Source organism: Paenibacillus sp. MBLB1832 (genome assembly GCF_032271945.1).
GTDB classification, from domain to species: Bacteria; Bacillota; Bacilli; order Paenibacillales; family NBRC-103111; genus Paenibacillus_E; species Paenibacillus_E roseopurpureus.
Map to the genome: position 1 here is coordinate 4,603,278 of NZ_CP130319.1, position 22,755 is coordinate 4,626,032.

Sequence of the window (22,755 nt, forward strand, 5' to 3'; positions counted from 1 at the left end):
GCTAAAGGAGAAACCGGGGGGAATTATAGAGGTTGGATGAAGCGTATAGAAATTCATGCAAGGTCATGCTATAAAGTAAAAAGATTTAACCAAAGCCAAACAAGCGGAGATGAATGTATGAGCGATCAGGTTAACCTTCCTGCACAGGAGCGAGAACATGAAGAAGCTGCACAGCAACAGCATGGATTAATAGGGATCAGCGATAAGGGCGAAGTCCATCAGCACTCTACTCACCCTGACGCACAATGGTTTGAAACAGCTGGTTTGGGATTGTTCATCCATTGGAACATGTCCAGCGTTCATGGGGGAATCGATATCTCATGGTCAATGATTGTCAACACCTCCTGGGATCAGGAGTATGAGGGTAGAAACAAAGTGAGCCCCACTGAATACTGGGGACTTGCCGATTCATTTAATCCTCAAGAAACCGATATGGTGAAGTGGTTAAGTGCTGCCAAGAAAGCCGGATTTACGTACGCAATCTTCACGACCAAACATCATGATGGCTACACGATGTGGCCAAGCAAATACAGCACGTTAGGGACGCATACTCATATGAAATCCAGAGATTTCGTGAAGGAGTATGTGGAAGCATGCCGCACGGTAGGCCTGAAGGTCGGTTTATATTTTTCTGTGCCCGACTGGCACATTGATCGGGACTATATGAGCTTCGATGCGAAGTCTCCATCCAACAGGGTTAAGTCTGAGGACCACAAGCACTATTATTATTACGCATGCAAGAATCAAACCCTTGAACTTCTTACCCAATACGGGAAGATTGATATGATTTGGTTCGATGGGAGTTATGAGAAGGAATTCCTTAGCATGGAGGAATTGCGCAAACTTCAACCTGGGATTCTGGTGAACAACAGAGCCCATCGCGACGGAGATTTCGACACTTGCGAATGTAATTTCCCTGATCGAAGGTTCCTCGATTGGTGGGAATGCTTGCAAATCTGGAACAACAATAGCTGGGGCTATCAGAAACCAGAGGGCTACAAACCAACGTCCTGGGCGTTGTCATGGGTCTCCAAAACAAGAGCATGGGGAGGAATCCCCGTATTGAACTGTGCGCCAAGACCTGATGGCCAATTGCCGGATAGCTACTACGAACGAATGCGAGAGCTTGAAGGCTGGATGAAGGTGAATGGCGAAGCCATCTACCAAACCAAGGGCGGACCATGGCCAGAGCAGTGTTCCTTACCGGTAACGGTTAGCAACAATAAGTGGTATGTCTTCTTCATAGACGGCGAACAGAGCGTTCAGATTGAGCAGGAGCGTTTACCGAAAAAGGTTTATATGTTGGATGGTGGACAAGAAATTATATTCACCTCTGAAGGCAATCGTATTCGAATCGAGCTGCCAAAACCTATTAAGCATAACTTAACGCCAGTGGTTGTTATAGAGTGGTAAAACTGCGAGGCCCTGGTTTATTTCAGGAGCCTCGCATATTCTTCTTACAAACTACACACAACTTCGAGAGATTCATATTCCTTCGAATGAATGGTCCAACTGGCTTTACCGTCAACAAGCACTGCCTCGACAATCGTTTGGCCGGCTAAGTTAAGCTTAAACGAAACATCCCATTCTTTGGGCCAAGTCGGGAATATATAAACGACATGATCTCGCTGCTGAAGCAGCATATCCTGTAGCCCGATCATGCCGCTCCCCCCCCCAGTTATGGTCGGGAACCCAATCGTGTCCGGGTCCCCAGAAGACAGGGAATCTTCTTCCGCCATTCTGCAGCTTCTTCGTATTCAGCTCAGCAGCTTCCTCCACCAGCCCTAATCTTGCGGTAAAGATCCCATCCTGATGTCAGCTAATATAATCTTTCTGCTTCTCTGGAGCTGTACGCCATGTGTGAATGGCTACATCTAGCTTACCTCTTCCCCTGCCCTCCAGCTCATAAGGAAAAACAAGGTGAAGCTGTGGGAGTTCAACGTTAATGACTTCCGTCCAGGAATAGGCGGGGGCGATGCATTCCGCTCCCTCTTGAATCTCAAGCTTGTAGTCGGGGACACGCTCCAGCAATGACCTATAATATTTACTGTCGACATAGCTATCCAGCTTGGATAACTCGATCAATATCGCTTTCAAGCCTGCAGTTACTTCCGTCGGATTCCCCTGTATTGTCGTGATCATCGTTTACTGACTTTATTGTATGATTTACTCCACTGCCCTGACTTTGTGTGACTCATTCGTCAATCATACAAATAGAGCCGCCGGATCAAGTCCGACGACTCATATCGTTACATTATACCCAGGCTATGGATGTTGCCTCCAGATGCTTCAGCCACTCCGGGTCATACCCGATGCCTAGATGCTCTGGAGCATGCGCATACCCTTCCGCGTCAATCGGCTCATCGTTCACGATCGGATTGCTGTAGATAATCGATTCCAGCATTGAAGTATTCGGAATAGCCAGCGCCAGCTGCAGCTGGATCAGCTCTCCCCCATGCACCTCCGCATTCATGCGCAGCGAGTCGGCGAAGTGAGCGATGCGCAGCGCTCCGGTGAACCCGCCCTTATTGCGAACATTCACACGAATGATGTCCGCCGCACCGGAGACGATGAAGTCAGCCGCATTATAATGCTTGCCCTGCGACATCTCACCCGCCAGAATCGGAATCGTCAGCTCGTCGCATAAGCGCTTGTACGAGCTGATGCTGTTCTCGTTCATCGGCTCCTCAAACCATGCGAAGCCAGCCTCCTCAAGCGCACGCCCGAGATATACCGCATCCGCGTAGCTATATATACCTGACGCGTCATACATGAGCGGATAGTCGTCACCCACATGCGCCCGCAAGGCCAGCGCCAGCTTGGCATCCTTCCTTGCATCCTGGAACGCATGCAGCTTCAAACCATGAAAGCCCCTTGCCTTGCTCTGGTCCGCCACATCCAGGAATTCGGCAATATCCCGGTAACATACCGTGCTGGCATAGGCAGGAATCTTGTCTCTCGTTCCCCCCAGAAGCTGGTACAACGGCATTCCGGCCGCCTTCGCCGTAATGTCCCACAGACAGATGTCCAGCATGCTGAAGGTATAGTTAGGGATTTGCTCCGACCGGTCGACATGCCACATCTTCTGCCACAGCTTCTCCTTCAGCAGCGCATTCTCTCCAACAGCAAGAGGCTTGATAATCCGATGCACCACATCTCGGGCAATCGCGCCTCGCGGGCACATCGCATAGCCATAAATGTCAGCGTCTGTACTAACCTTCACCAGGGTCCATTCCCTGAACGATTGCTTCTGATCGGAGCTGTAGAACTGGTACGCTGGAAGCTCCACAGTAAACCCTTGTACGTCTGTTATTTTCATCAGTTAACTGACCCCTCCTTTGATATGTTCTTCCAAACAAAAGCTACTGCCTGAGGAATTGCCCTCTCCACGGTTCCCCATTCATGACCACCATCGTTTTCAATGTAGGTATGCTCATATCCTGCCTCGGTCAGGCGGTGATGAAACTGCTGATTCATCGCAAAGTCGAAGGCTCGTTTCACTGCAATCACCATGATATTCAAGGGGGGGGCCGAACGCTTCAATATGGGCGGACAAAGACACGAGCTGCACCCTCCTAAATCGCCTGTTTTTGTTGTACCTCTTGGATGGCCAATATGCCCTGTAATTTGGCAACATCGATCTGCTGCATCGGCTTGCCTGACTGAATGGCCATCCGCGCAGCGATACCGGCCGCTTCGCCCATTCCCATAGCTGTGATCGTCACACGGGTCGAGCCAAGCGCTTCCCGTGTAGCGGAGTGGCATCGCCCCGCAACCAGTACATTTTCCAGCTTCTGCGGAATCATAGTGCGATACGGAATATCATAAGGAACCGGAACGAAGTTGCGATGCGGATGGACACCGACACTTCCATCAGATGGATGAATGTCTACGAACCAGGAGCCCTTCACAATCGCATCGTCAAAGGTGTGGCATTTAATAATATCGTCAAGCGTAATGGTATAGTCCCCTACGATACGTCTGGTTTCCCGTACGCCGATCTCCGGACCGCTGGAGATGAAGTAGGCGTTCTTAAATTCCGGCAGCTCTTGCTTCCACAGCTCGAACATCCGCCACGCATCCTCCCGCCCTTCGGTCTCACCCATCGACTTCTGCTCCGGATCCAGGGCAGGCCGGATAATGCGGGTCGCATTAATCGTTATCTCGTCCGGCGCCAAGGAGAAAAACCACGGACCGCCATAGGTGCGCAGTGCATCGCCTGTCAGGTGACGCTTCAGCACTTCACCGCACTTCTCATCCAGATCCTCCGTAACCTGCACATTCCCTATGCGGAAGTGAAGAGTCATCGGCTGTGGAGTACTGCTGATCTCGAATGGAGCTCCCCCCCAAGCCGCAACGTCTGCATCCCCCGTCGTATCAATGACGACCTTCGGTACAATGGCATAGACACCGCCCTTGTTCGCCGTCAGCACCGCCTTGATTCGGGAGCCCTCTGTCACGACATCAATCACCGGACTGTGGTACCACACCTTGACACCATACTGCTTGTACATGCGATCCACGGTCAGCTTGAACAGCTCAGGGTCTACCGTCTGGTGAATATCCGGCATATGGGTATCTGTTAGTCGCGCATATCCCATGCGAGTGTACAGGTCAAAGGCAATCCCCTTGCAGATAACCTCCTTCGTCCTCAGGTCGACCAGTCCGTCGAAGAACGGGTTATGCACAGCGGTAATAATCCCTCCGGAATAGCCGTTCTTCTCAAGCACCAACGTGCTGGCACCGTTCTTCGCCGCTGCTATCGCAGCCCCTACACCTGCGCTACCGCTGCCGCAGACGAGCACATCCACCTCAATCGTAGACACCTGCTTGTGGTAAGTAATCATGCCTCTCTCTCCTATCCTTTAATAACTATATATGAAAAGAGAGCCGGCAGCGATAAACTACCGGCTCCCGTTCCAAGCCTCCGCCTGTTACTTGGTTGCTGCTGCGTTAAATTTTTTAATGACCTCGTTCGTTTTGGCTTCGGCTTCCTTCAATGCTTCTTCAGGCGTCTGCTTCTTATACGCCGCTTTATCGACCATGTCCTTAATAATATTAGCGAATTCCGCTGCGGAAGCAGCAGGCGGAAGCAGCAGGCGGAAGAGCGACTCCGGATGCCATGAATTCGAGAATCTGATCGACATACTTATTGCCTTGACGATTTTTCTCCAGCTCTGCACCTTGGTTGTACTTTTTCACTGTGGACAGTCTGGTTTGAGCCGCTATGAACTGCTTCATGCCGTCGCCATACGTTAAGTATTGCATCAGCTTGAAAGCCGCCTCCTGATGCTTGGTCGACTTAGGAATCACATTCAGCCAGCAGCCCCGAACGATATTCACTGGCTTAGAACCGCTTGGACCGACAGGGTAGTTCGCAATCGTATAATCGATATTCGGAGCAAGCGTCTTCATTTGGTTAATAATGAACTGCCCGAATCCATACTTAGCCTTTGATTGCATGTTTTAGTGATTTGCTCACAGCAACCACCTTTTTTTCTTTGATGATGAACTTATATTACCATACTATACGACTTTATTCTATATTTATTTTTATATTAATGTAAATAAATTACCCTAATGTGGTAGTAAACGCATTTATTTTAAGTCGCTTTGACCCCATAATTAATATCGCCGATAGTTATGCAAACTGTGCGTCGCAAGGCTTTTGAAACAGCCTCCTGAAGTATCGGTCATCGTGAGAGTAAGAATGTGGACTTCATATCGAAAGGAATAAATACGACGTTTTCTTACACACAACTAACTAGATCTATCTTCATCTAGAGCACATAGCATGTTTAACGCCCCCTTAGCGAAGAAAAGGGACTCTCCAATAGGAAGTCCCTCTTCTTTTTATACTGGTCTATTCATCATCAAATGCCGCCTTGAATCCTCAGCGATTCCCTTTATCAATGAAATGAGTCGCTGCTTTTTTTCTGTCATTCGCACGGAGGGCAAGCCGATGGCGAATACTCCTAGTAGTCTACCGTCTTCTTGCAACAAAGGTGCGGCAATTCCACTTGCTCCGAGCTCCGTTTCATCCTCATTTAGTGCATAGCCTAATTCCTTCACTCGTACAATCTCGTGACGGAGACTCTCAGGGTCAACTATGGTATTCGGCCCCAACCGGTCTAGCGAATGCGTTCTAATGTACTTCTCTCTGCGGCTTTCTGTCATATAGGCAAGAAATACTTTCCCTTGCGACGAGGTGTGCAACTTATCGAGCGTATCGGCTCCCAATGTTACGCTAAGTGCATAAGAGCTCGGTATATAAATCTCTGGGGAAATCACATCTTTTCTAAACGTACTAAAATAAGTTGATTCTTTCTCAGACTGATTATAGAGCTGCAGAACGAAAGGGCGTACGAGCTCGGTAATTTGAAGATGAGAAGGGACATTAGCCGCCAGCTCCACAAGTTGATTTCCTAACGTAAAGCCGCCCCTGGCGCTTACATGTTCGACATATCCGCGATTTACCATCGTTCGAACCAAGTTATGCACCGTACTGACAGACAGTCCCATCTCTTCAGCAATATTCTTTAAAGGAACAGGTGAACTCTGATTGGCTATCAACTCAAGAATATCAAAAGCCCGATCAAGGGATTGTATGGACATCGCGAATTCCACCTTTATAAGAATTGAATATCACCATCATAAACTATTTCGCGGAAAATCACAATGCTATTTCATCATTATGGGAATAGACTCATGCGCTATGCGCTTAGCCAAAGCGACGCCACTTCGCTCGACATTGTGTTTCGCCGTCTCCTCGTACTGGCTTGATGTCTTTTCGGAGCCCAGTTACATAAATTAGTTTTTAGTTAAGATAGTGATGTAGCTTCTAAGATTGTTCGTAAAGAAAAAACTACATTGAAGAAAGAGCGAGGCTGCTTGAAGCGTAACGCCTAACTGCTAATGCTAACAAATCTGGATCGCTGCTCTTTTGAAATACTCCAATAACAAAGTAAGACAACCAATCATTTGGGATCGGTTGCCTTTTGATTTCGATTGCTATCAGCTTTTTTGAAAAGAAACTTCTGAATCTATGTAGCCGGATCTCTTAACACATCCAATCCAGGTATCAAGATCAATCCAATATTTTTTCTCTTTCGACTCTGCTCCATATTTTACTAGTGCATGCTTTATCGTATTCGTAAGGTCTTGCATCCCTATCTCCATTTTTCCACCTAAACCATTTTCTTGCCTAACCGTAGCAAATGCTTCGTATAAAGTTGATGCACATTTTTCAAGTCTTTCACATTGAAACTGACTTTTATAGCTAAAAATATATAAAATAACATTATTACACGAAGGACATCTGTTAATTAATTTTTTCAAATGAAAAGGACATACCTCTGCAAATTCAAGTTGACGCAAAATGCTATGATAGTGCATTTATAAACAATCAGCACAATACGATAAATAATGTTTATAGATGTATAAATTTCCTCCAGAAAATAGATTACAAATTTCCCTTACAAGTGTTTTATAGATAGATATTCAAATCAATATCGGTATACTCCATAAATAGATTAAAATCAAAACCAGCCATAGTATATAAATTTCTTAGTTTTAATGACCGCATAACTGATTTGTGGTTTTTTACAAAACTAGTTCCAAAAAAATCAATTACATCCTTACTTTTAATTACGTTTGCTATAAAGCGGGATTATTCTGTCGTCGTACTAAATAAGAAAAAACTGACTTACATATAGCGATCTGCTATACGAAGACAGTTTGATTGGAGAAAAAGCTATATTACTGGGTAAGGCGGGTATGGATAGTACGGATAAGGGTACGGATATGGATACGGATACGGGTAATAGACTGGCTGTTGTGCCGCGCTATAAAGTAAAGGCGCTACCACCCATGGCAGCAAATTGTTGAATCCACCATGACCATGGTGAGGAAAGAAACCTGGACCATGGCCAATGCCACCAGGGAAGTGCCCTGGGCCGCCGTGTCCGTGGCCAATTCCTCCTGGGCCATGGCCGATTCCACCATGACCATGCCCTATCCCTCCCATATGCCCGCCCACTGGCGGACGCAATTCGAGATCATCTTGCTTCGGCATACGCAATCACTCACATTCTTGTATAGTTGAATTATCTTCTATACATTATGTGTGCTGGTGCCTAGTCGGTGAATGAACGCCCAAAAAATGGGCGGATTAATGGCCTAGCAACGCACTCTGAGCGTCCGCCTTCATTTGATTATATTGAGCTGTATACGTTGCAATAATCGAAGTGTCATACCCGTTTGCGGTAAGCTTCGTACGGGTTTCGCTCATGATTTGAGCAAATTGGCTGTCTATTTGTGCAACTTTGGCTAACCCCTGCGTAATTAAACTCGTATTATGCGTAGCTTTATATTCATTATATAGCGCACTCAGTGAGCTAGTAGCATCCGCTTGAAGACTCGAGAGCTTTGCTTCAGCTTCTGCCGTTATGGACTCATACGAAGGTTTCACCACAGCACCTCCGCTTGGTCCGCCACCGCCTCCTCCGACAATGCCACCGCCCGTGACAGGCGCTGTCGTGCCAGGTTTCGTTGTTTCCGACGGCTTCTTGTCCGTCTCTTTCTTCTCATCTAACGTATTCGCAGAGACCGTGTACGTCTCAGGATTCCATTCAATCGTTTTGCCAACCGACTCCGAGAAGAAACGGATCGGCACATACAGACTGCCATCTACAATGTAGCCGGGCAGATCGTCCGAAGGACTTTTGCTCACACCATCAAAAACATAGGATACCTTCTCTTTATACACATGCAAGTGGCTCGGCGTTAACTTCGATTTGTCGAAAGGCTTGTCGCTTTTATCATGAACCTGCGTGTTCATCTTGTATTCATTGATATTAATCGTATCTGACGCGTTCGGTTTCCCAATGGACACCGTATACGTCGCGGAATCCCAGCTCACCGACTTATCCAGCGAGTACGAGATGAAACGAATCGGCACATACGTCGTCCCTTCATAAATAAACCCCTGCTGCCCCTCCGGCGGTGCATATTCCTTGCCATCAAACGTGAAATGCATCGGAATCTGATAAACATCCATCGGTATTGGCGCCTGCGCTGCAGATGCTTGAGCACTGAGTCCCAATAAAAATGCTAAAGATAAACCAGCTATTGCTTTCAATCCATCACTAACCTTCACTTACCAAACACCTCTTCTATTTATTTTAATAGGAAGCCGCGAAACTACATGCCTCCAGTCACACATTGGATACAACCAATTATAATCCCTTCTAGTCCATAAGTCACATAGTATAGGGGAAATAACGTAAAAACACCTCATTTGGACGGATAATTTAGCAAAAATTAATGTTTTTGTAATATAAAACCGACAAAGTTCGACAAACTATCAACCCTAAATAAGGTATAGTTGTGTAAGTTGTATATTACTTAGGGGGCCTGTTAGATGCCTAGTTACTATTTCACTGATATTTGGACACCTTTGCAATTAATTGGAATTAAGCTATTTAGAGACGATGAGGGGAACATATGGATTAAATGTTGGGGCTTCAAACGAAGAAAAATTACCTTCACTTAAAATTGCATGTTACTCATATAGAGGGACTAAAGACAGGGTCTATAGTCCCATTTTAATTTTATACAACCGCACAATAACGCAAACAATCCTCGATTGTATGTAAAGTCTCCTGCTGGGCGCGTAGCAGCTTGCTTGTATCCCATTGCCCACTATGTAGATCTTTCTCGATCAAAGTCAGCATCCATAACGAGTGAACCAACGCATAACGATGATAGTCCAACATAAACGTTTGCGTATCCGCCTCCCAATTAAGCGACATCCGCTGATTCACATAAGCCTGCAAAGCAGCAAGGCGAGTGGCGGAACTAACCTTTTTCGGAAAGTCAGGATGACTCATATCTAGCAACCCATATAAATCCCAAAACACCGCATTCTCATGCATAAACTCCCAATCCAGCACGATGAACTCATCTCCACGCCGAGCAACATTGCCTTGATGATAGTCCCCGTGGGAAATCACCATCTCCGTTTCAAAACTATCCTTCATCCAAGTCAACAAATGACCAATGGTCTCTTGCTTTCGTTCATCTACCCCTAACGCCTGCAAACGCTGGCTCTCGTTCAATCCGTTCCTAACCTCTTGAATTAGCGATTTCAGATGAGGTTTATCCCCATTGAAGTCTGGAGGAATTGTATCCAGTGGAAGCTTATGCCACAGCGGAATACTTGCAGCCGCCTGAAGGTAATCCCCTTCCTTCAATTGATGTATCATTTCACCCATATCCTCATAAATCGCCCAATAACGTAATGGTTCATGATGGTCTGCCGCGGCGTACAATTTTGGAAAACGTACAGCCACAGAGACTAATACATGGTCATAGAGCCAACGTTCACGTCCACAAGTCGTCTCATTCGTTAGAGGTTTAAAAATAAAAGATTCCCTACGACCATCGACCTCTATCCAAAATCGCTCTATAACCCTGCCATTCCTGCCTGTATACAAGGCCTGACGCCCCAAAACCCTTGCAGCATCTAATTCACCGCTAGGAGTGACAACCTGAGATAGCACCTGTTCTAATTCCATACGCAATGTGTACCAGCTCCCCGTAACCAAGCTATCTTTCTTCCCATGTATTCGATATGCTTGATTGCTTACCTTTATTCAAATGAAAAAAAGCACCTCACTGAGGCGCTCTTCGTTTCATGCTATGTATACAACTCATCAGGTGCGAGCCTCTCATCCGCTCTCTTGGCGGCCGCGAACACGCTTAAATAAAATAAACAACCGATTAGCCAAATGATCCCAATCGTAATCAACCACATTTGAATACATCTACCTCCTATTGAATGTCCACGTAAATCTCTCGGAGGCCCGTGTGCGGCGGCTGGCTAACTTATTAGACATCGCTAACTTAGTCCCTCTAGCTTTGCGTCACTGATTTTCATCAGTTTTGCCTTTGTCCTACGAATAATGCGATTCACTTTATAGGTCTATTCTAGCAAATTGGTTGAAACTTGCATCATGCTTGGGAATCATTGTTGCAGCCATTCATTAGGCCATAAGCACCGATTTTAATTCTATGAATTCCCTCCCTATTATTTTTTAAAAGCTTGAGCTAACTGATTAATGGCACTGGTCTGTGCTGTTTGCTTCATTGCACTGTATTCTTGCTTCCAGCCCTGAATATCGCTATTACTAACGCCAGCCCGCTCTGCTTCAGCAATCGTAGCATTGAAACCTGCATCACACTGCGATTCAGCACTTGTAAATTTGCCCATAAACATACTTTGTAACTCCTTTATCCCTAAAGCAGGATTCGCTTTCTTGGCATTAATTACGCTTCCTATGAGAGTATTAATATCTCCCTGACAGCTTGTCTTTAAAGAGTCCAATTTAGATCGATAGCTCGAAACAACAGCAGGATCTGTTTGAGCAATTTGTGGCTTCTCCTTAGGAGGTTGCTCCTCTTTCACTTGCGGGCTAGGAGTTGGTTCCGGTTGCTTGATATCTGATTGAACCTGTTTTTTGGCCTTCAATTCCTGTTCAACACGACTCCGTTCCACCGGATCATCGATACCGATTAGCTCGATCGGATAATTCGGATCAAGGATTAGCAGCCCTTTACCATACTGTTTCGTTATGAGGCGCAAAGCAGTAATTTCACTATCTGATAATTTGGATAACAAAAGATCACGAATTTTCTGCTTTTCCTCAGTTGCGAGATCGCTTTTGGCCTCCCCCGTAAGGTAATAGACCTCTTTCAAGCTTAAACCGGACTTTAATAATATTGCTGCTACATCTAGCGCATCCTGCGTTTTAATCGGCTTGCTTGCAAACTCCTCTGCCTTATCTACCGTCGAGCTTAGAATGCTTGGAAGTTTGGTTTGATTCGATTCTGCCGCGGCTACTGCAGTCGCAGATTCTGCTCCTGAAATTCCTTTTACAGGCAGCTGATGCCTCTCTACAATGTCCTCGACGTCGATGGCACGAATCTTATAATAAATCACGCCAGAGCTAACTAGCACGATAAAAACAAGGACACTTAGACTACCTAGCAGCCATTTCTTCCATGATTTCTTGGGCTTCCTACTTCTCATTGATTGATCACCACCGATTTGTGATAGTATCCAAAACAACCCCCTAGAGGCCGCCATTACGACAACCTTCAGGGGGACAAAATACTCAACTGGAAAACGCCAAAATCTCTTCCCAACTCATGTAGAGCCGGATAATATCTTCTTCAATCAATTCACTGCCCGTTTGCACTTCAATAAACTCTAAATCCGTAATACCTCTAATGGCATGCCTGGAACGCATTGGGATCTGGATCACATCCCCAGCCTTAACAGGAATGAGCTTCTCATTCAGTACTAACTCACCCTCACCAGCAATAAAAGTCCATGTCTCACTGCGCTTATGGTGCAATTGATAACTTGAATTTTTGCCTGCACCAATACAAATCCGTTTCGTCAGCACATGTTGATTTTCACCAAGCTTACTGTAATCAAGAACTTTATACCAACCCCAGCGTCTTTCCTCATACATGGGCCTCGTGTCAACATCGCGCATCATATCCTTAATTCTTGGACTCGATGCTTTATCAGCAACCAGAATACCGTCTGGACTTGTGGCAACAACGATATTAGAAAGACCAATTACCGTGACGGGCAAGTCCAACTCATTTACGATATGCGTATTCCTAGAATCAGCACAAATCATGCCATTGCCCATAATGTGGGAACTCACTTCTTCGGTTAGCGTATTCCAAGTACCAAGATCCTTCCAGTATCCATCATAAGGGGCCACCACAACATGATTGGCTTTTTCAACGACCTCATAATCGAAACTAATTTTCACTAAACTCTCATACTGTTTCACGAGTTCTTCATATTGAATCGGAATGCCTTTCTCAATCAGCAGATTAATCAGGTAATCCAGTTTAAAAGCAAAAACCCCACAATTCCAAAGCGCATCTCGCTCAATCAAGAGCCTCGCTTGGTCTTCATGGGGTTTCTCAGTAAAATGACTGACTTTTCTATAAGAATCACTGTTTGTTTCTTGTTCGGGAACGATATAACCATATTTTGCAGAAGGATACGTTGGCTTTACACCAATCAATCCGATATCAGCACCAGACGATACAACGATGTGCTCTAACTCTTTGACCTTGTTAAAAAAGCGATTCTCCACATAAGGATCGACGGGTAGTACCGTTACGACCTCATGAAGACTAACGCCAACAATCGAGTATAAATACGTCGCGGCTAACGCAATCGCTGGGAACGTATCTCTACGCTCAGGCTCCACAATAATTGGGGCATCCGTTCCAAGTTGACTGTAGATCATATCCAACTGCGCTTTGCCTGTAGCCACATAGGTGGAGTCGGATAATTCGACATTCCTTATCTGCCGCCATACACGCTGGACCATCGATTCCATCTCGCCATCCTCATTCTCTAGCACTTTCAGGAATTGCTTAGAGCGTGAGTCGTTGGATAGAGGCCAAAGGCGTTTGCCAGAGCCGCCTGATAGTAGTACTAATTTCAATGATAATCTCCTCCAAAAAAATGTTCATCTCGGACTTTAAATTAATATTTAAATATTTACTACTTACATTCCATTTAGAGAAAAGTTAAATCAGGAGTAGTCAAAAAACTATTCCAAACTAAAAATCGTACTATTTTATCCATTTTTCAATAGATTTCTTAGGTTCAAGCAAAACCATTTTCAAGAAAGCATCAACCTTAATTCGCTCTCTATCAAGAATCTGATTTACTTTAGAAAAGTCTATTTGCCTATTTACTATATCAAAATCATTATAATCCTTTAAATGTCTACTGCCAATTTCAAACAAGTTCAGTAAACTTTCTATACGACTCCCATAATTTTGAGGATATATACACACTGGTTCAGTATTGAGATTAATAGAGAAGGCAGTCGCATGGAGAGAATCTGTAATAACGTATCTAGCATTGTCGATTAATGAAACGAAATCAAACATTTCCGGTATAAGGATACTTTTCCCGTTTTTTATTATCTGATCATATCTTGTGCAAAATCTAATTAATTTCAATTTGTTTTTCTTCGCAAATTCCGCTGCGAATTTATCGAAAAGCTTATTATTATTTAACTGATATACCAGAACGTAATCTCCATCAATTTTAGGTTTTTTTGTATACTTCCTCCAAAATGAAGCAGGCATTACTAATGTAGGATCAATGATTTGACAGCTTTTTTTAAACATATACTGTTCTTCCAAGATGCCAAGTCCTGATTCCTCTCGCACGGATATATAATCATATTTTTCAATTAATTCTTTAGTTTGTGCTACTTCGTTCTCACTCAATACAGAATTACCAAAACTAGCAGCATAAGCAAATTTTCTTGAATTCTCTGGGGCAAAATTTAGATATAAAGGTTTAATTACTCCATTATTCCAACCTGAATTCCAAACTTGATCACTGCCTGTACAATAAATATCAGCATCACTTTGAAAGTCGATGAAATCATCCTCATTTGAAAAAACCTTATCGCTCAAATTCAAATAATCTCTAATAAAACCTCCAAATATTTTTTTCCATCTATAAAAAGAAGGAAGCAAGACAATCTTTTTTAATAAGTTATTTCCACACCATGTTGTCATCAGATTTTCATCAGTTACATCCGGTCTTATGTAATTTAGTATACGAACATCACAACCATACTCTTTAAATTTCTCCTGAGTTGCAAATGCCTGTAAAACTGAACCATAATTTTTCACTGCATGTAGTGTTATTAGATCGACTTTCATATTACACCTCAAGTATTAACAAAATGATGCTTCTATTTATTACTAAAGATAAATTACCAAACGCGGTGTTACATTAATCCAAAAAATAACACAGCACAGCTATATAAATGAGTACTAATATACTTTCAAAAACTAGAGCACCTTAGTAAATCAGTTTCCGAATTTACATAAAACAATATTTTAAATTATCCAACTTGATCAAGAAATAAGATAATCCGATCACAAAAATATTGCTTTATCCGTTTTAGTTAATAGAAGTGGCTGTATTTACCTAGTATTACTAGATTCTATTGTTGATTGAAATATTTTTGTTTCAGCATTGCCTGAAATTCCTAAAAGCAAGAAACATAAGAGTTGACTTTTCCTAATGAGTAAACAGGAAATCATCAATGAGGCACTCAAACTGATTATTGTGGCCGCACTAACAGTCAGCACACTAACCCCTAAATTTCTTAATACATAATTCGTACCAACAATATTAACAAAATAAAATTGCAATGGATATATTTCCATTGTCCTATTACCTAACCATACAAGTTTTTCAAAGATCTTAAACCTTTTAATTTCTTTAATAATAATAAACATTACCATAATTCCTACAAAACCTATTAAATATCGGTAGGATAGATTAATTGCAATGATGATGTGGCCATTCAATCCGTGTAGATAGTGGATAAAATCAAGATCTAAAAGACGTTTATATTGAGTCAATAAGATTGGGAACAATACTAATGATATTTGCGCCGCTTTCTCAGAGAATCTTGATAGGGAACCTTTGTACTTTGATAATAGAAACCCTGAAATAAAAAAAGGAAAATACCATTTCAAGAGATTTAATCCTAGCGTCCCAATAGGTAAAAACATAATAATCACTGTGACGAAATAATAGAAGAATACTTCTAACAAACCTTTTTTGATCTTTGAGACAAATATTTGGATAGTTTTTATTAAAACTAGAACAAGAAAGCACAAAAAGAGTACCCAAAAGAACCACAATCCAAAATCAGGAAACTTAATGATTTTCAAAGAATACTCACTGAATGACTCTTTTAAAAAATCTTCTCTAAGCAAGAAGTTAACAATAAAGTACCATGATAAAAATGGTATTACTAAAGTTTTAAACTTTTTAGCAAGGACATTTAAAGAATCACCAATTGACTCAATACTAACCGTAAAATATGAAATGATCCCACTAATAAAAATAAATAAAGGCATATGGAAGGAATAAATGAAATTAAAGAAAGGATTCGTCTTAAAATCACTAATGTTATACTGAATTGCGTGTCCTATTATAACTAACAAAATTGCTAAACCTTTTAATGCATCAAGTTCTAAATTTCTCTTTTTCTTTGTTAATCCCATAATATAAACCTCTCTTATATTCGTTCATTTAACTTGAACCTGACTTGAAATTATGAGCTAAACAAGCTTTTCTAATGAAACTTCTTTTCCTCCTTCCAGATCATAAACCTGTACCCTGATCCATCACTCATGTTCTAATCACCGGTTGCGTCCCAATATAATCTATGAGTGCTTATAATATGACAATCAGCAGCCTTCACGGGAATTGGGGGTCTGAGGTCTACTTTTAGATTCTCGATCACAATGATGATTGGTTTTGATGTAAGCTTCGCACCTACCATGTAAAGTTTAAGGAAGGAACCAATAGATCAATAGTTTCCTCTCGGTTTCTAAAAGCAAACCGCGTCCGATACCCTAATTCATAAAATGTAGAGACAATTGAGACGAGGGGAGTTTACTATAAAATTAAACTATCCTTGAATTTATTAACAAACATATAAATCACTTTTCTTGTTGATGGTATAAGAAATAAAATACTAAAATAAATGGTAATGCAAATCACAATATAAAATAGATTTAAAATAAAATTCGTTTTAAAATAAATTAATAACAATCCAGTAGCCCCCATAATTAAAGACGCAAAAATATAAGGAGCTATATTCCTTATGATTGTTTTACCATTAATTCTAGTAATCCGGGTAGCCCAAAACATCTGCATAATTGGGAGCTGTAGCCGTACTAAACATGTTATATAAACCAAAGGTGTAAACCCATGGCGACTGCTCCACAATAAGCATAGTACTACTAATAATATTTGGATCAGATTTGAAACAAATATATAACGTGGTTTCCCTTTTGCCAAAAGAATCATCGCGCCGAAGTCAGCAAAAATAACACTTTCAGAGAATATTAACCCCCAGAGACCTATCAATAATGTTGCTTCGCCCCAATTACTTCCAAGGAGTATATAAGTAACAGTATCTCTGAACACAAAAATACCCACTCCTAAAGGTATTGAAAGTAAACCAACATATTTTTGAAAATTCAAAAACATCTTATTGAATGCATTAGGATCATTCTGTAAAGCAGCTAAAGATGAAAATAATACATATGTAGTTGATGCAGTCAAAATCGAAACTATCTGGATTACAGTTGTGGTAGATGCTTTGTATATTCCAAGGTAGTAATTGTTGAAAAACAGTCCAATAATGAAAATTCCGATATTAGTTACAAGCCATCCCGAAACTGCTTCCATAAGTGTCCAACCACAAAAAGAAAACATTTCAAAAAGTTTTTGAAAACTGTACTTAAACTTGGGTTTCCATTTAGATAAAGCTGTTAATAATATTACATTTAATAACTCTCCTACTATATCCCCAATAATAAGTGCCCAAAAAGAAAATCCCATGAGAACTAATGGGATGGTAACAAAAAATGGTATTAATTTTGCAGTTATTTTTATTAGAGACAATACTCTAAAATTTAATGTTTTACGATATATTGCCATCTGTATACTTGAGAATGATGTTAGAATTAATACACTGCTATACAAACTAATAACATTACCTAAACCATTGTTACCAACAATAAATGCAATTTGATCAGAGAATATTAGTATACTAAACCAGAGAAGTACCGAAATTATTAAGTTAGTCCAAAAGGCCACATTTATACAAAGATCTTCTTCACTATCATTCTTAAATTTACGTTGTATAATGTATTTTTGAAATCCAGCATCCGTAAACAGATCAGTAAATGAAGTGATCATAATTACAGTTGCAACAACACCAAATACTTCTGGGCTTAGCATCCTGGCCAAAATCATATTACTAATTGGTGAAATAATTTTAACAACTATTTCTGTAAGTACCGACCATTTAGCGGCATTTTTCACCATAATATTGATATTTTCCACAAAAACTTTCTCCATTCTGCACCGATGCACTTGCAGCACAAATATTTTACTAATAGTTGTACTGTTGTCTACTAGAGTTATTTTTCATGCGAATTTTTTTATAAAGTGCTGTGTTTTTAAGAGGTAATGGTAGTTGTATCTATACCCACCATGTCACATCGATAGGTGTTTATGAAATGACTATCCATTTATCCATCATTAATCCATCGCTATTTTTACCATCTGTATACCATACTTTAGGTGCAATCACAATTTTATTTCTATTTTGTGACAAATACTGTGCCCACCAACTAAATGTACTATTTGATATTATGAAATGTTTACAACTATACATAAGTTGTAATTCTTCATAATCTTGATTATTCTTTTCAACAAAATTTATATTATACCCTTTAAAGTCAAAATTCCGTTTTACATCACTAATATCATCCGAAAAAATTATAAACACCGGATTTTCAACTCTTGAAGCAATCAAATCCATACCTTTTAAAAAATACTCTTGCTCACAAACTTTCAAACTATTAGAGTTTGAAAGGAAATCACCTCTGCGAATATGAACACAAACAGATTCTGTACTTGCAATCAAGTTATATATATCCAAGTTGTCTACCTTAACAGATGTTTTTACCTGAAGTTCTTTTAAAATCATGCTCGATATCTCTTTAAAATATCGCTCGCTCTGCCAGTAACCATGTAAATAAATATTTTTATTACTAGAAGAAACAGTAAAATCCTTAAACACCGCATCATCCCAAATATAAATACCGAAAGTTGACAGTACCGAAAACAGAATATTGGGAGCAAACTTGACAAATATTTTTATGAGATAATTTGTTCTTTGATCGTACAATATATTAAAAGATCCACGATTGTTATACTTAAGCTCCTCGTTAAGTACAAAGTTGTCCAAAGAAAGTTTCCTCAACTTATCAAATTTGTAATCGGACGTATCCAAAATTAGTTCTCCACCTAACTTATTTTGGATAGCTCTTCCGAAAGCATATTGAAACATTTGATTTCCCAGACCACCCTGTAACTTAATAACAATCATATATAGTACTCCTTAATTTTTAATAAAATAACACCTAAGACATAATTTTATAACTCCTTGACTCTTGTAAAAGTTGTTGGATAAACCCTATTTTGTATATTCTAGATGTATACTAAATAATAGAAGATTTATGCTTTTTAAATAAAATAATTCTATTTATCTTGGAAACAACAGCAAAAAGGAAACTTACATTTACAATTGCATAAATTATCATACTCGTATTCAACATAAGTAGCATACCGCAATACACACTAGCAAAAATATATACAAATCGTTTATCAATGTAAATTTGCTCATATATTTTATAACTAAATTTATATGCCAAATATAAAAAAATACATGGCCAAATTGGAGCAAATAATCCACCAAAATAATAAGTGCCTTCACATATATTAGGCACAATCTGACTTACTGAAATATTGCTACCAAAATATACCAAATTATAAAGAGTTGTTGAATTAATGCTTGAAACAGTAAAATTACTTATTCCACCAACATTAGAAAAGACATCGTTCAGTAATAGAAAAATTCTAAAAAATCCATAAGTAACATCTATGGTATCAACTGCCATTATTCCAATTGCAGTTTCTTTTACACCCATAAAATACATATTAATTGTATCGCCCCAAAAAAGGATATTTGTGCTATCACTAACCTCACCACGCCCTTCACCAAAGAATTTTACTCCTGTAAGGTATATTAGGCCTATAGTAATAATTCCACTCATAACAAACAAAATTGCTTTGCGTTCTCTTTTTCCAGGATATAAGAACAACAATAACACCATAAAAGTTATAAATGGGCATATAAGTCCAACACGACTAAGATTTGAAACGATGAGAGCATTTACACTAACAGCTATAATTGATATAACTATATTCATGTAACTGAATTGCTTTCGATTTCTTTTAAAACATGAATTAATCACAATTAACACCAAGCAATATCTAGCAAAAATTACAACAGTAGAAAAAAGCCCCGATAACGGGAAGTTTACTTTAATATTTGTTGCCAAATCATCTTGATTAAAAAGGAATCTATAATCAGCTATTGCTTCAGGTATAAATACTGCGACAAGAATTCCTAACAAAATAACTATATTGAATATAAAATAACTTCTTAATGGTTTATTATTTTGGTCAACTTTATTTGACTTTCTTTTATATGTCTTTGATAAATAATTTCCAAAAATGCATAAAACTATCATTTCATAGAATGTAAGGAAAATCGCACTTCTAATATTATCAGCTGAGGGGGTTACCCCAAAACGAGAATAGTATTGGCTAATACAAGCAATAAGCGGAAGTAAGGAGTATTTAATAACCATAGACATATTAAAAATAAAAGGACCAATCATTTTGAAATTTGTAAAATCAATATTTGTGCATAGAATCATTAATATTGAAAACCCAAATGGTACTATGAAATACACCGAATAACCTGGAAAAAACTCCGAATTATTCAACACATAAATACTAATAGCAAAAGAAATAAAAGCTATAATAAAATTCGGAATTCTTTTTACTATTGTCCTCTGACTTAATTTATGCATAAAATAAATCCTTTCAATAACTTTCTAATTCCATTCACTAATATATCCATCAAATATATTGCATATTTCAGCATATAGCATGATTTAATTTTTAACAAACTAATCCAATATACTATTATAATAAATCAATTTTCAAGCATTTTCCTTGGATTTATTACATTGCAATAATATTTAGTAGACATTTTACTGCTTCGTTTATTCTGCAGGATTTTAGAGCATATTCTCTTCCCTTGTAGCTTAGGTCAGATCTCTTATTAAAATTACTCAGCAGACTATTAATTATTTTGTGCATTTCTCTTAAGTCGCTTATTGTAATTCCACCGGGTAACACTCGGGCATTTCCTACATTTGTACTGATAAATGGAACACCCAGTGCCATTGATTCGATCAGTGATATTGAAAATTCTTCAAAGGTACTTCCTACCAGATAGAAAGTAGCATTTTTCATTATGCTGGGGATGTGTTCTCTCTGCACCCCTGTCAAAAAGTGTACGTTTCGCTTTCCATGTTGTAGCGATAATTTATGATTAAAATGTAACAATGACTTATAATAATAGTTTTCTGATCCTCCAATAAACACCATATCATAATTATTCACCTTTGCTTTGTAAAACTGTTCTAAGATCCCCTTCTGATTTTTATATCCAGAATAATTTGCTACGCTAATAAAGTAGTTTTCATTTATCAATTGGGTATACTTTGAAATTGGATTATTAAAACTATCTAACTGAAAAAAAATATCTTCTGATGCATTTGAAAGGATACGAACTTGATTTTTTGAATATTTATCCAAGTAAGATTTACTACTATCCACCTCAGACAAGCAAACAGTCTCATCAAACTCTTTAACAAACTTTTTGAAAGTTGTAGCATAGTAAACATTCCATCTTATCCAATTAAATGTATTTCCAATTGTATTTTTGAGAGTCGACATTCTTCTAAAAGGCTGTAATGTCAATCCAGAAAATCCATGAGAGTGCAAGATAGTCTTAGCTTTAATTTGATGTAACTCTTTAAGTAGAAGATCCGTTGTAATACATTGACTACATTGAAAAATGATTGCATCACAATCAAAATTTTTAACATAATCAATATACTCTTTTGTTTCTCCGCGAAATCGTTTCAAGCCATCGTAGTAAATATTCATTCTAACAATCTGTACTCCTCCAATTTCCTCCCGTTTTGGAGTCCCATCTACCTCCTTTGTAACTATTGTAACGTTATGCCCTAAGGTTGCCATACCTTCTGCTAAATACTTTACAACTACTGGAACCCCACTCATTTTGGGGTAGTAATTTTCAACAGTAAACAGAATCTTCATTTACGATCTCCACACATTCAAAAAATTTATGCATATTGTTTCTTAGTAACTTTTTTAAAAAACTTCTGTGGCATTAAGCCAATAATAATAGGCTTTGCAATATATGGTAATCCATAAAACAGGAGACCCATTTTTTTATATCCGATATATCTAACCTTAGCCTCATCAATTCGATATTTCATTGGTCTATGCTTGTTATTCCCATTAATAATACAATATCGATATAATTCTTCTTGAATGTTATGTCCCCGCATTCCTAACGAGTACATTGTCATAAACAAATCATAATCTTCGCATCGTCTAGTTTCTTTTGAAATCCTGTAACATCCGGCTTTCTGCAAATCTGCCTTTTTAATAATGACTGAAGGGTGGATAAATGGACTATTCCAAAAGAAATCTTTTGGTTTAGGATTGGCTGGAACGCTAAATTTCCCCCATGTACCATTGGTATCAAATACAGAGGCCGTGCATCCAACAATTGAAATATCAGGATGACTCTCAAAATATTTCATTTCCTTCTCAAATCTATGAATATCTGATACATCATCATCATCTTGACGTGCTATAAAGTCTCCTGCCGAAACTTTAATACACTCATTTAATGCATATGCTAACCCTTGATTTTTTTTATAAGTTATAACTTTAATTCTACCATCTTTTTCTTCGATATTTTTTAAAACTTCCAATGTTTCATTGGTTGAACCATCGTTGCAAATGATAAATTCCCAATCATTAAATGTTTGATTTATAATCGAGGTAACACTAGCTTCTAATGCATCAAAACTTTTGCAATTATAAACACCCATTATTACTGAAATCTTCGGCATACA

Annotated in this window: 21 protein-coding genes and 1 riboswitch; of the genes, 1 reads left to right on the forward strand and 20 read right to left on the reverse strand. The window is 39.7% G+C overall.

What is annotated here, in order from left to right:
* Positions 1–117 precede the first annotated feature (117 nt).
* Entirely contained in the window at positions 118–1,413 is a 1,296-nt protein-coding gene (locus MJB10_RS20640) for an alpha-L-fucosidase (RefSeq protein ID WP_314797822.1), read from the forward strand.
* 44 nt (positions 1,414–1,457) lie between these two features.
* On the opposite strand, the gene MJB10_RS20645 is transcribed toward MJB10_RS20640, so the two are convergent.
* The 20 genes from MJB10_RS20645 to MJB10_RS20740 form a co-directional block, all read right to left on the reverse strand.
* The gene (locus MJB10_RS20645) at positions 1,458–1,739 is read right to left on the reverse strand and encodes a hypothetical protein (RefSeq protein WP_314797824.1); all 282 of its coding nucleotides are present in this window, start codon (positions 1,737–1,739) and stop codon (positions 1,458–1,460) included.
* A 76-nt stretch (positions 1,740–1,815) separates the two neighbouring features.
* Complete coding sequence (locus tag MJB10_RS20650) at positions 1,816–2,142, reverse strand: hypothetical protein (protein ID WP_314797827.1); 327 nt, start codon at positions 2,140–2,142, stop codon at positions 1,816–1,818.
* A gap of 112 nt (positions 2,143–2,254) precedes the next feature.
* On the reverse strand, positions 2,255–3,319 hold the full coding sequence (locus tag MJB10_RS20655; RefSeq protein ID WP_314797829.1) for an enolase C-terminal domain-like protein: 1,065 nt from the start codon (positions 3,317–3,319) through the stop codon (positions 2,255–2,257).
* Entirely contained in the window at positions 3,319–3,543 is a 225-nt protein-coding gene (locus MJB10_RS20660; RefSeq protein WP_314797830.1) for a hypothetical protein, read from the reverse strand. The genes MJB10_RS20655 and MJB10_RS20660 overlap by 1 nt, the downstream gene beginning before the upstream one ends.
* 32 nt (positions 3,544–3,575) lie before the next feature.
* Entirely contained in the window at positions 3,576–4,847 is a 1,272-nt protein-coding gene (locus tag MJB10_RS20665) for an FAD-dependent oxidoreductase (protein WP_314797833.1), read from the reverse strand.
* A 211-nt stretch (positions 4,848–5,058) separates the two neighbouring features.
* Entirely contained in the window at positions 5,059–5,463 is a 405-nt protein-coding gene (locus MJB10_RS20670) for an extracellular solute-binding protein (protein ID WP_314797835.1), read from the reverse strand.
* A gap of 390 nt (positions 5,464–5,853) precedes the next feature.
* Positions 5,854–6,615, reverse strand: a complete 762-nt coding sequence (locus MJB10_RS20675) for an IclR family transcriptional regulator (RefSeq protein ID WP_314797838.1) — start codon at positions 6,613–6,615, stop codon at positions 5,854–5,856.
* Between the two features lie 399 nt (positions 6,616–7,014).
* On the reverse strand, positions 7,015–7,338 hold the full coding sequence (locus MJB10_RS20680) for a hypothetical protein (protein ID WP_314797841.1): 324 nt from the start codon (positions 7,336–7,338) through the stop codon (positions 7,015–7,017).
* Positions 7,339–7,753: 415 nt separating this feature from the next.
* Positions 7,754–8,074, reverse strand: a complete 321-nt coding sequence (locus MJB10_RS20685; RefSeq protein WP_314797844.1) for a hypothetical protein — start codon at positions 8,072–8,074, stop codon at positions 7,754–7,756.
* Positions 8,075–8,170: 96 nt separating this feature from the next.
* Positions 8,171–9,157, reverse strand: coding sequence for a copper amine oxidase N-terminal domain-containing protein (locus MJB10_RS20690; RefSeq protein WP_314797848.1), 987 nt, complete (start codon positions 9,155–9,157; stop codon positions 8,171–8,173).
* Between the two features lie 454 nt (positions 9,158–9,611).
* Entirely contained in the window at positions 9,612–10,577 is a 966-nt protein-coding gene (locus MJB10_RS20695) for a phosphotransferase (protein ID WP_314805786.1), read from the reverse strand.
* Between the two features lie 293 nt (positions 10,578–10,870).
* Positions 10,871–10,959: riboswitch (cyclic di-GMP riboswitch) on the reverse strand.
* A gap of 130 nt (positions 10,960–11,089) precedes the next feature.
* On the reverse strand, positions 11,090–12,091 hold the full coding sequence (locus tag MJB10_RS20700; RefSeq protein ID WP_314797851.1) for a hypothetical protein: 1,002 nt from the start codon (positions 12,089–12,091) through the stop codon (positions 11,090–11,092).
* Positions 12,092–12,176: 85 nt separating this feature from the next.
* Complete coding sequence (locus MJB10_RS20705) at positions 12,177–13,541, reverse strand: sugar phosphate nucleotidyltransferase (RefSeq protein ID WP_314797853.1); 1,365 nt, start codon at positions 13,539–13,541, stop codon at positions 12,177–12,179.
* A gap of 130 nt (positions 13,542–13,671) precedes the next feature.
* A complete protein-coding gene (locus MJB10_RS20710; protein WP_314797855.1) occupies positions 13,672–14,784 on the reverse strand; it encodes a polysaccharide pyruvyl transferase family protein in 1,113 nt (370 codons plus the stop codon).
* Between the two features lie 267 nt (positions 14,785–15,051).
* Complete coding sequence (locus MJB10_RS20715; protein WP_314797858.1) at positions 15,052–16,146, reverse strand: acyltransferase family protein; 1,095 nt, start codon at positions 16,144–16,146, stop codon at positions 15,052–15,054.
* A 397-nt stretch (positions 16,147–16,543) separates the two neighbouring features.
* The gene (locus tag MJB10_RS20720) at positions 16,544–18,001 is read right to left on the reverse strand and encodes a lipopolysaccharide biosynthesis protein (protein WP_314797860.1); all 1,458 of its coding nucleotides are present in this window, start codon (positions 17,999–18,001) and stop codon (positions 16,544–16,546) included.
* A gap of 169 nt (positions 18,002–18,170) precedes the next feature.
* Entirely contained in the window at positions 18,171–19,052 is an 882-nt protein-coding gene (locus MJB10_RS20725; RefSeq protein ID WP_314797862.1) for an alpha-1,2-fucosyltransferase, read from the reverse strand.
* 112 nt (positions 19,053–19,164) lie between these two features.
* Positions 19,165–20,604, reverse strand: a complete 1,440-nt coding sequence (locus MJB10_RS20730; protein ID WP_314797864.1) for a hypothetical protein — start codon at positions 20,602–20,604, stop codon at positions 19,165–19,167.
* A 154-nt stretch (positions 20,605–20,758) separates the two neighbouring features.
* A complete protein-coding gene (locus tag MJB10_RS20735; protein ID WP_314797867.1) occupies positions 20,759–21,925 on the reverse strand; it encodes a glycosyltransferase family 4 protein in 1,167 nt (388 codons plus the stop codon).
* A gap of 26 nt (positions 21,926–21,951) precedes the next feature.
* A complete protein-coding gene (locus MJB10_RS20740) occupies positions 21,952–22,752 on the reverse strand; it encodes a glycosyltransferase (protein ID WP_314797870.1) in 801 nt (266 codons plus the stop codon).
* Between the last annotated feature and the right edge of the window lie 3 nt (positions 22,753–22,755).

Coding starts and splice junctions, on each gene's coding strand:
- MJB10_RS20640 (WP_314797822.1), top strand. CDS start 118: ATGAGCGATCAGGTTAACCTTCCTGCACAGGAGCGAGAACATGAAGAA.
- MJB10_RS20645 (WP_314797824.1), bottom strand. CDS start 1,739: ATGGCGGAAGAAGATTCCCTGTCTTCTGGGGACCCGGACACGATTGGG.
- MJB10_RS20650 (WP_314797827.1), bottom strand. CDS start 2,142: ATGATCACGACAATACAGGGGAATCCGACGGAAGTAACTGCAGGCTTG.
- MJB10_RS20655 (WP_314797829.1), bottom strand. CDS start 3,319: ATGAAAATAACAGACGTACAAGGGTTTACTGTGGAGCTTCCAGCGTAC.
- MJB10_RS20665 (WP_314797833.1), bottom strand. CDS start 4,847: ATGATTACTTACCACAAGCAGGTGTCTACGATTGAGGTGGATGTGCTC.
- MJB10_RS20670 (WP_314797835.1), bottom strand. CDS start 5,463: ATGCAATCAAAGGCTAAGTATGGATTCGGGCAGTTCATTATTAACCAA.
- MJB10_RS20675 (WP_314797838.1), bottom strand. CDS start 6,615: ATGTCCATACAATCCCTTGATCGGGCTTTTGATATTCTTGAGTTGATA.
- MJB10_RS20685 (WP_314797844.1), bottom strand. CDS start 8,074: ATGCCGAAGCAAGATGATCTCGAATTGCGTCCGCCAGTGGGCGGGCAT.
- MJB10_RS20695 (WP_314805786.1), bottom strand. CDS start 10,577: ATGGAATTAGAACAGGTGCTATCTCAGGTTGTCACTCCTAGCGGTGAA.
- MJB10_RS20700 (WP_314797851.1), bottom strand. CDS start 12,091: ATGAGAAGTAGGAAGCCCAAGAAATCATGGAAGAAATGGCTGCTAGGT.
- MJB10_RS20710 (WP_314797855.1), bottom strand. CDS start 14,784: ATGAAAGTCGATCTAATAACACTACATGCAGTGAAAAATTATGGTTCA.
- MJB10_RS20715 (WP_314797858.1), bottom strand. CDS start 16,146: ATGGGATTAACAAAGAAAAAGAGAAATTTAGAACTTGATGCATTAAAA.
- MJB10_RS20725 (WP_314797862.1), bottom strand. CDS start 19,052: ATGATTGTTATTAAGTTACAGGGTGGTCTGGGAAATCAAATGTTTCAA.
- MJB10_RS20730 (WP_314797864.1), bottom strand. CDS start 20,604: ATGCATAAATTAAGTCAGAGGACAATAGTAAAAAGAATTCCGAATTTT.
- MJB10_RS20735 (WP_314797867.1), bottom strand. CDS start 21,925: ATGAAGATTCTGTTTACTGTTGAAAATTACTACCCCAAAATGAGTGGG.
- MJB10_RS20740 (WP_314797870.1), bottom strand. CDS start 22,752: ATGCCGAAGATTTCAGTAATAATGGGTGTTTATAATTGCAAAAGTTTT.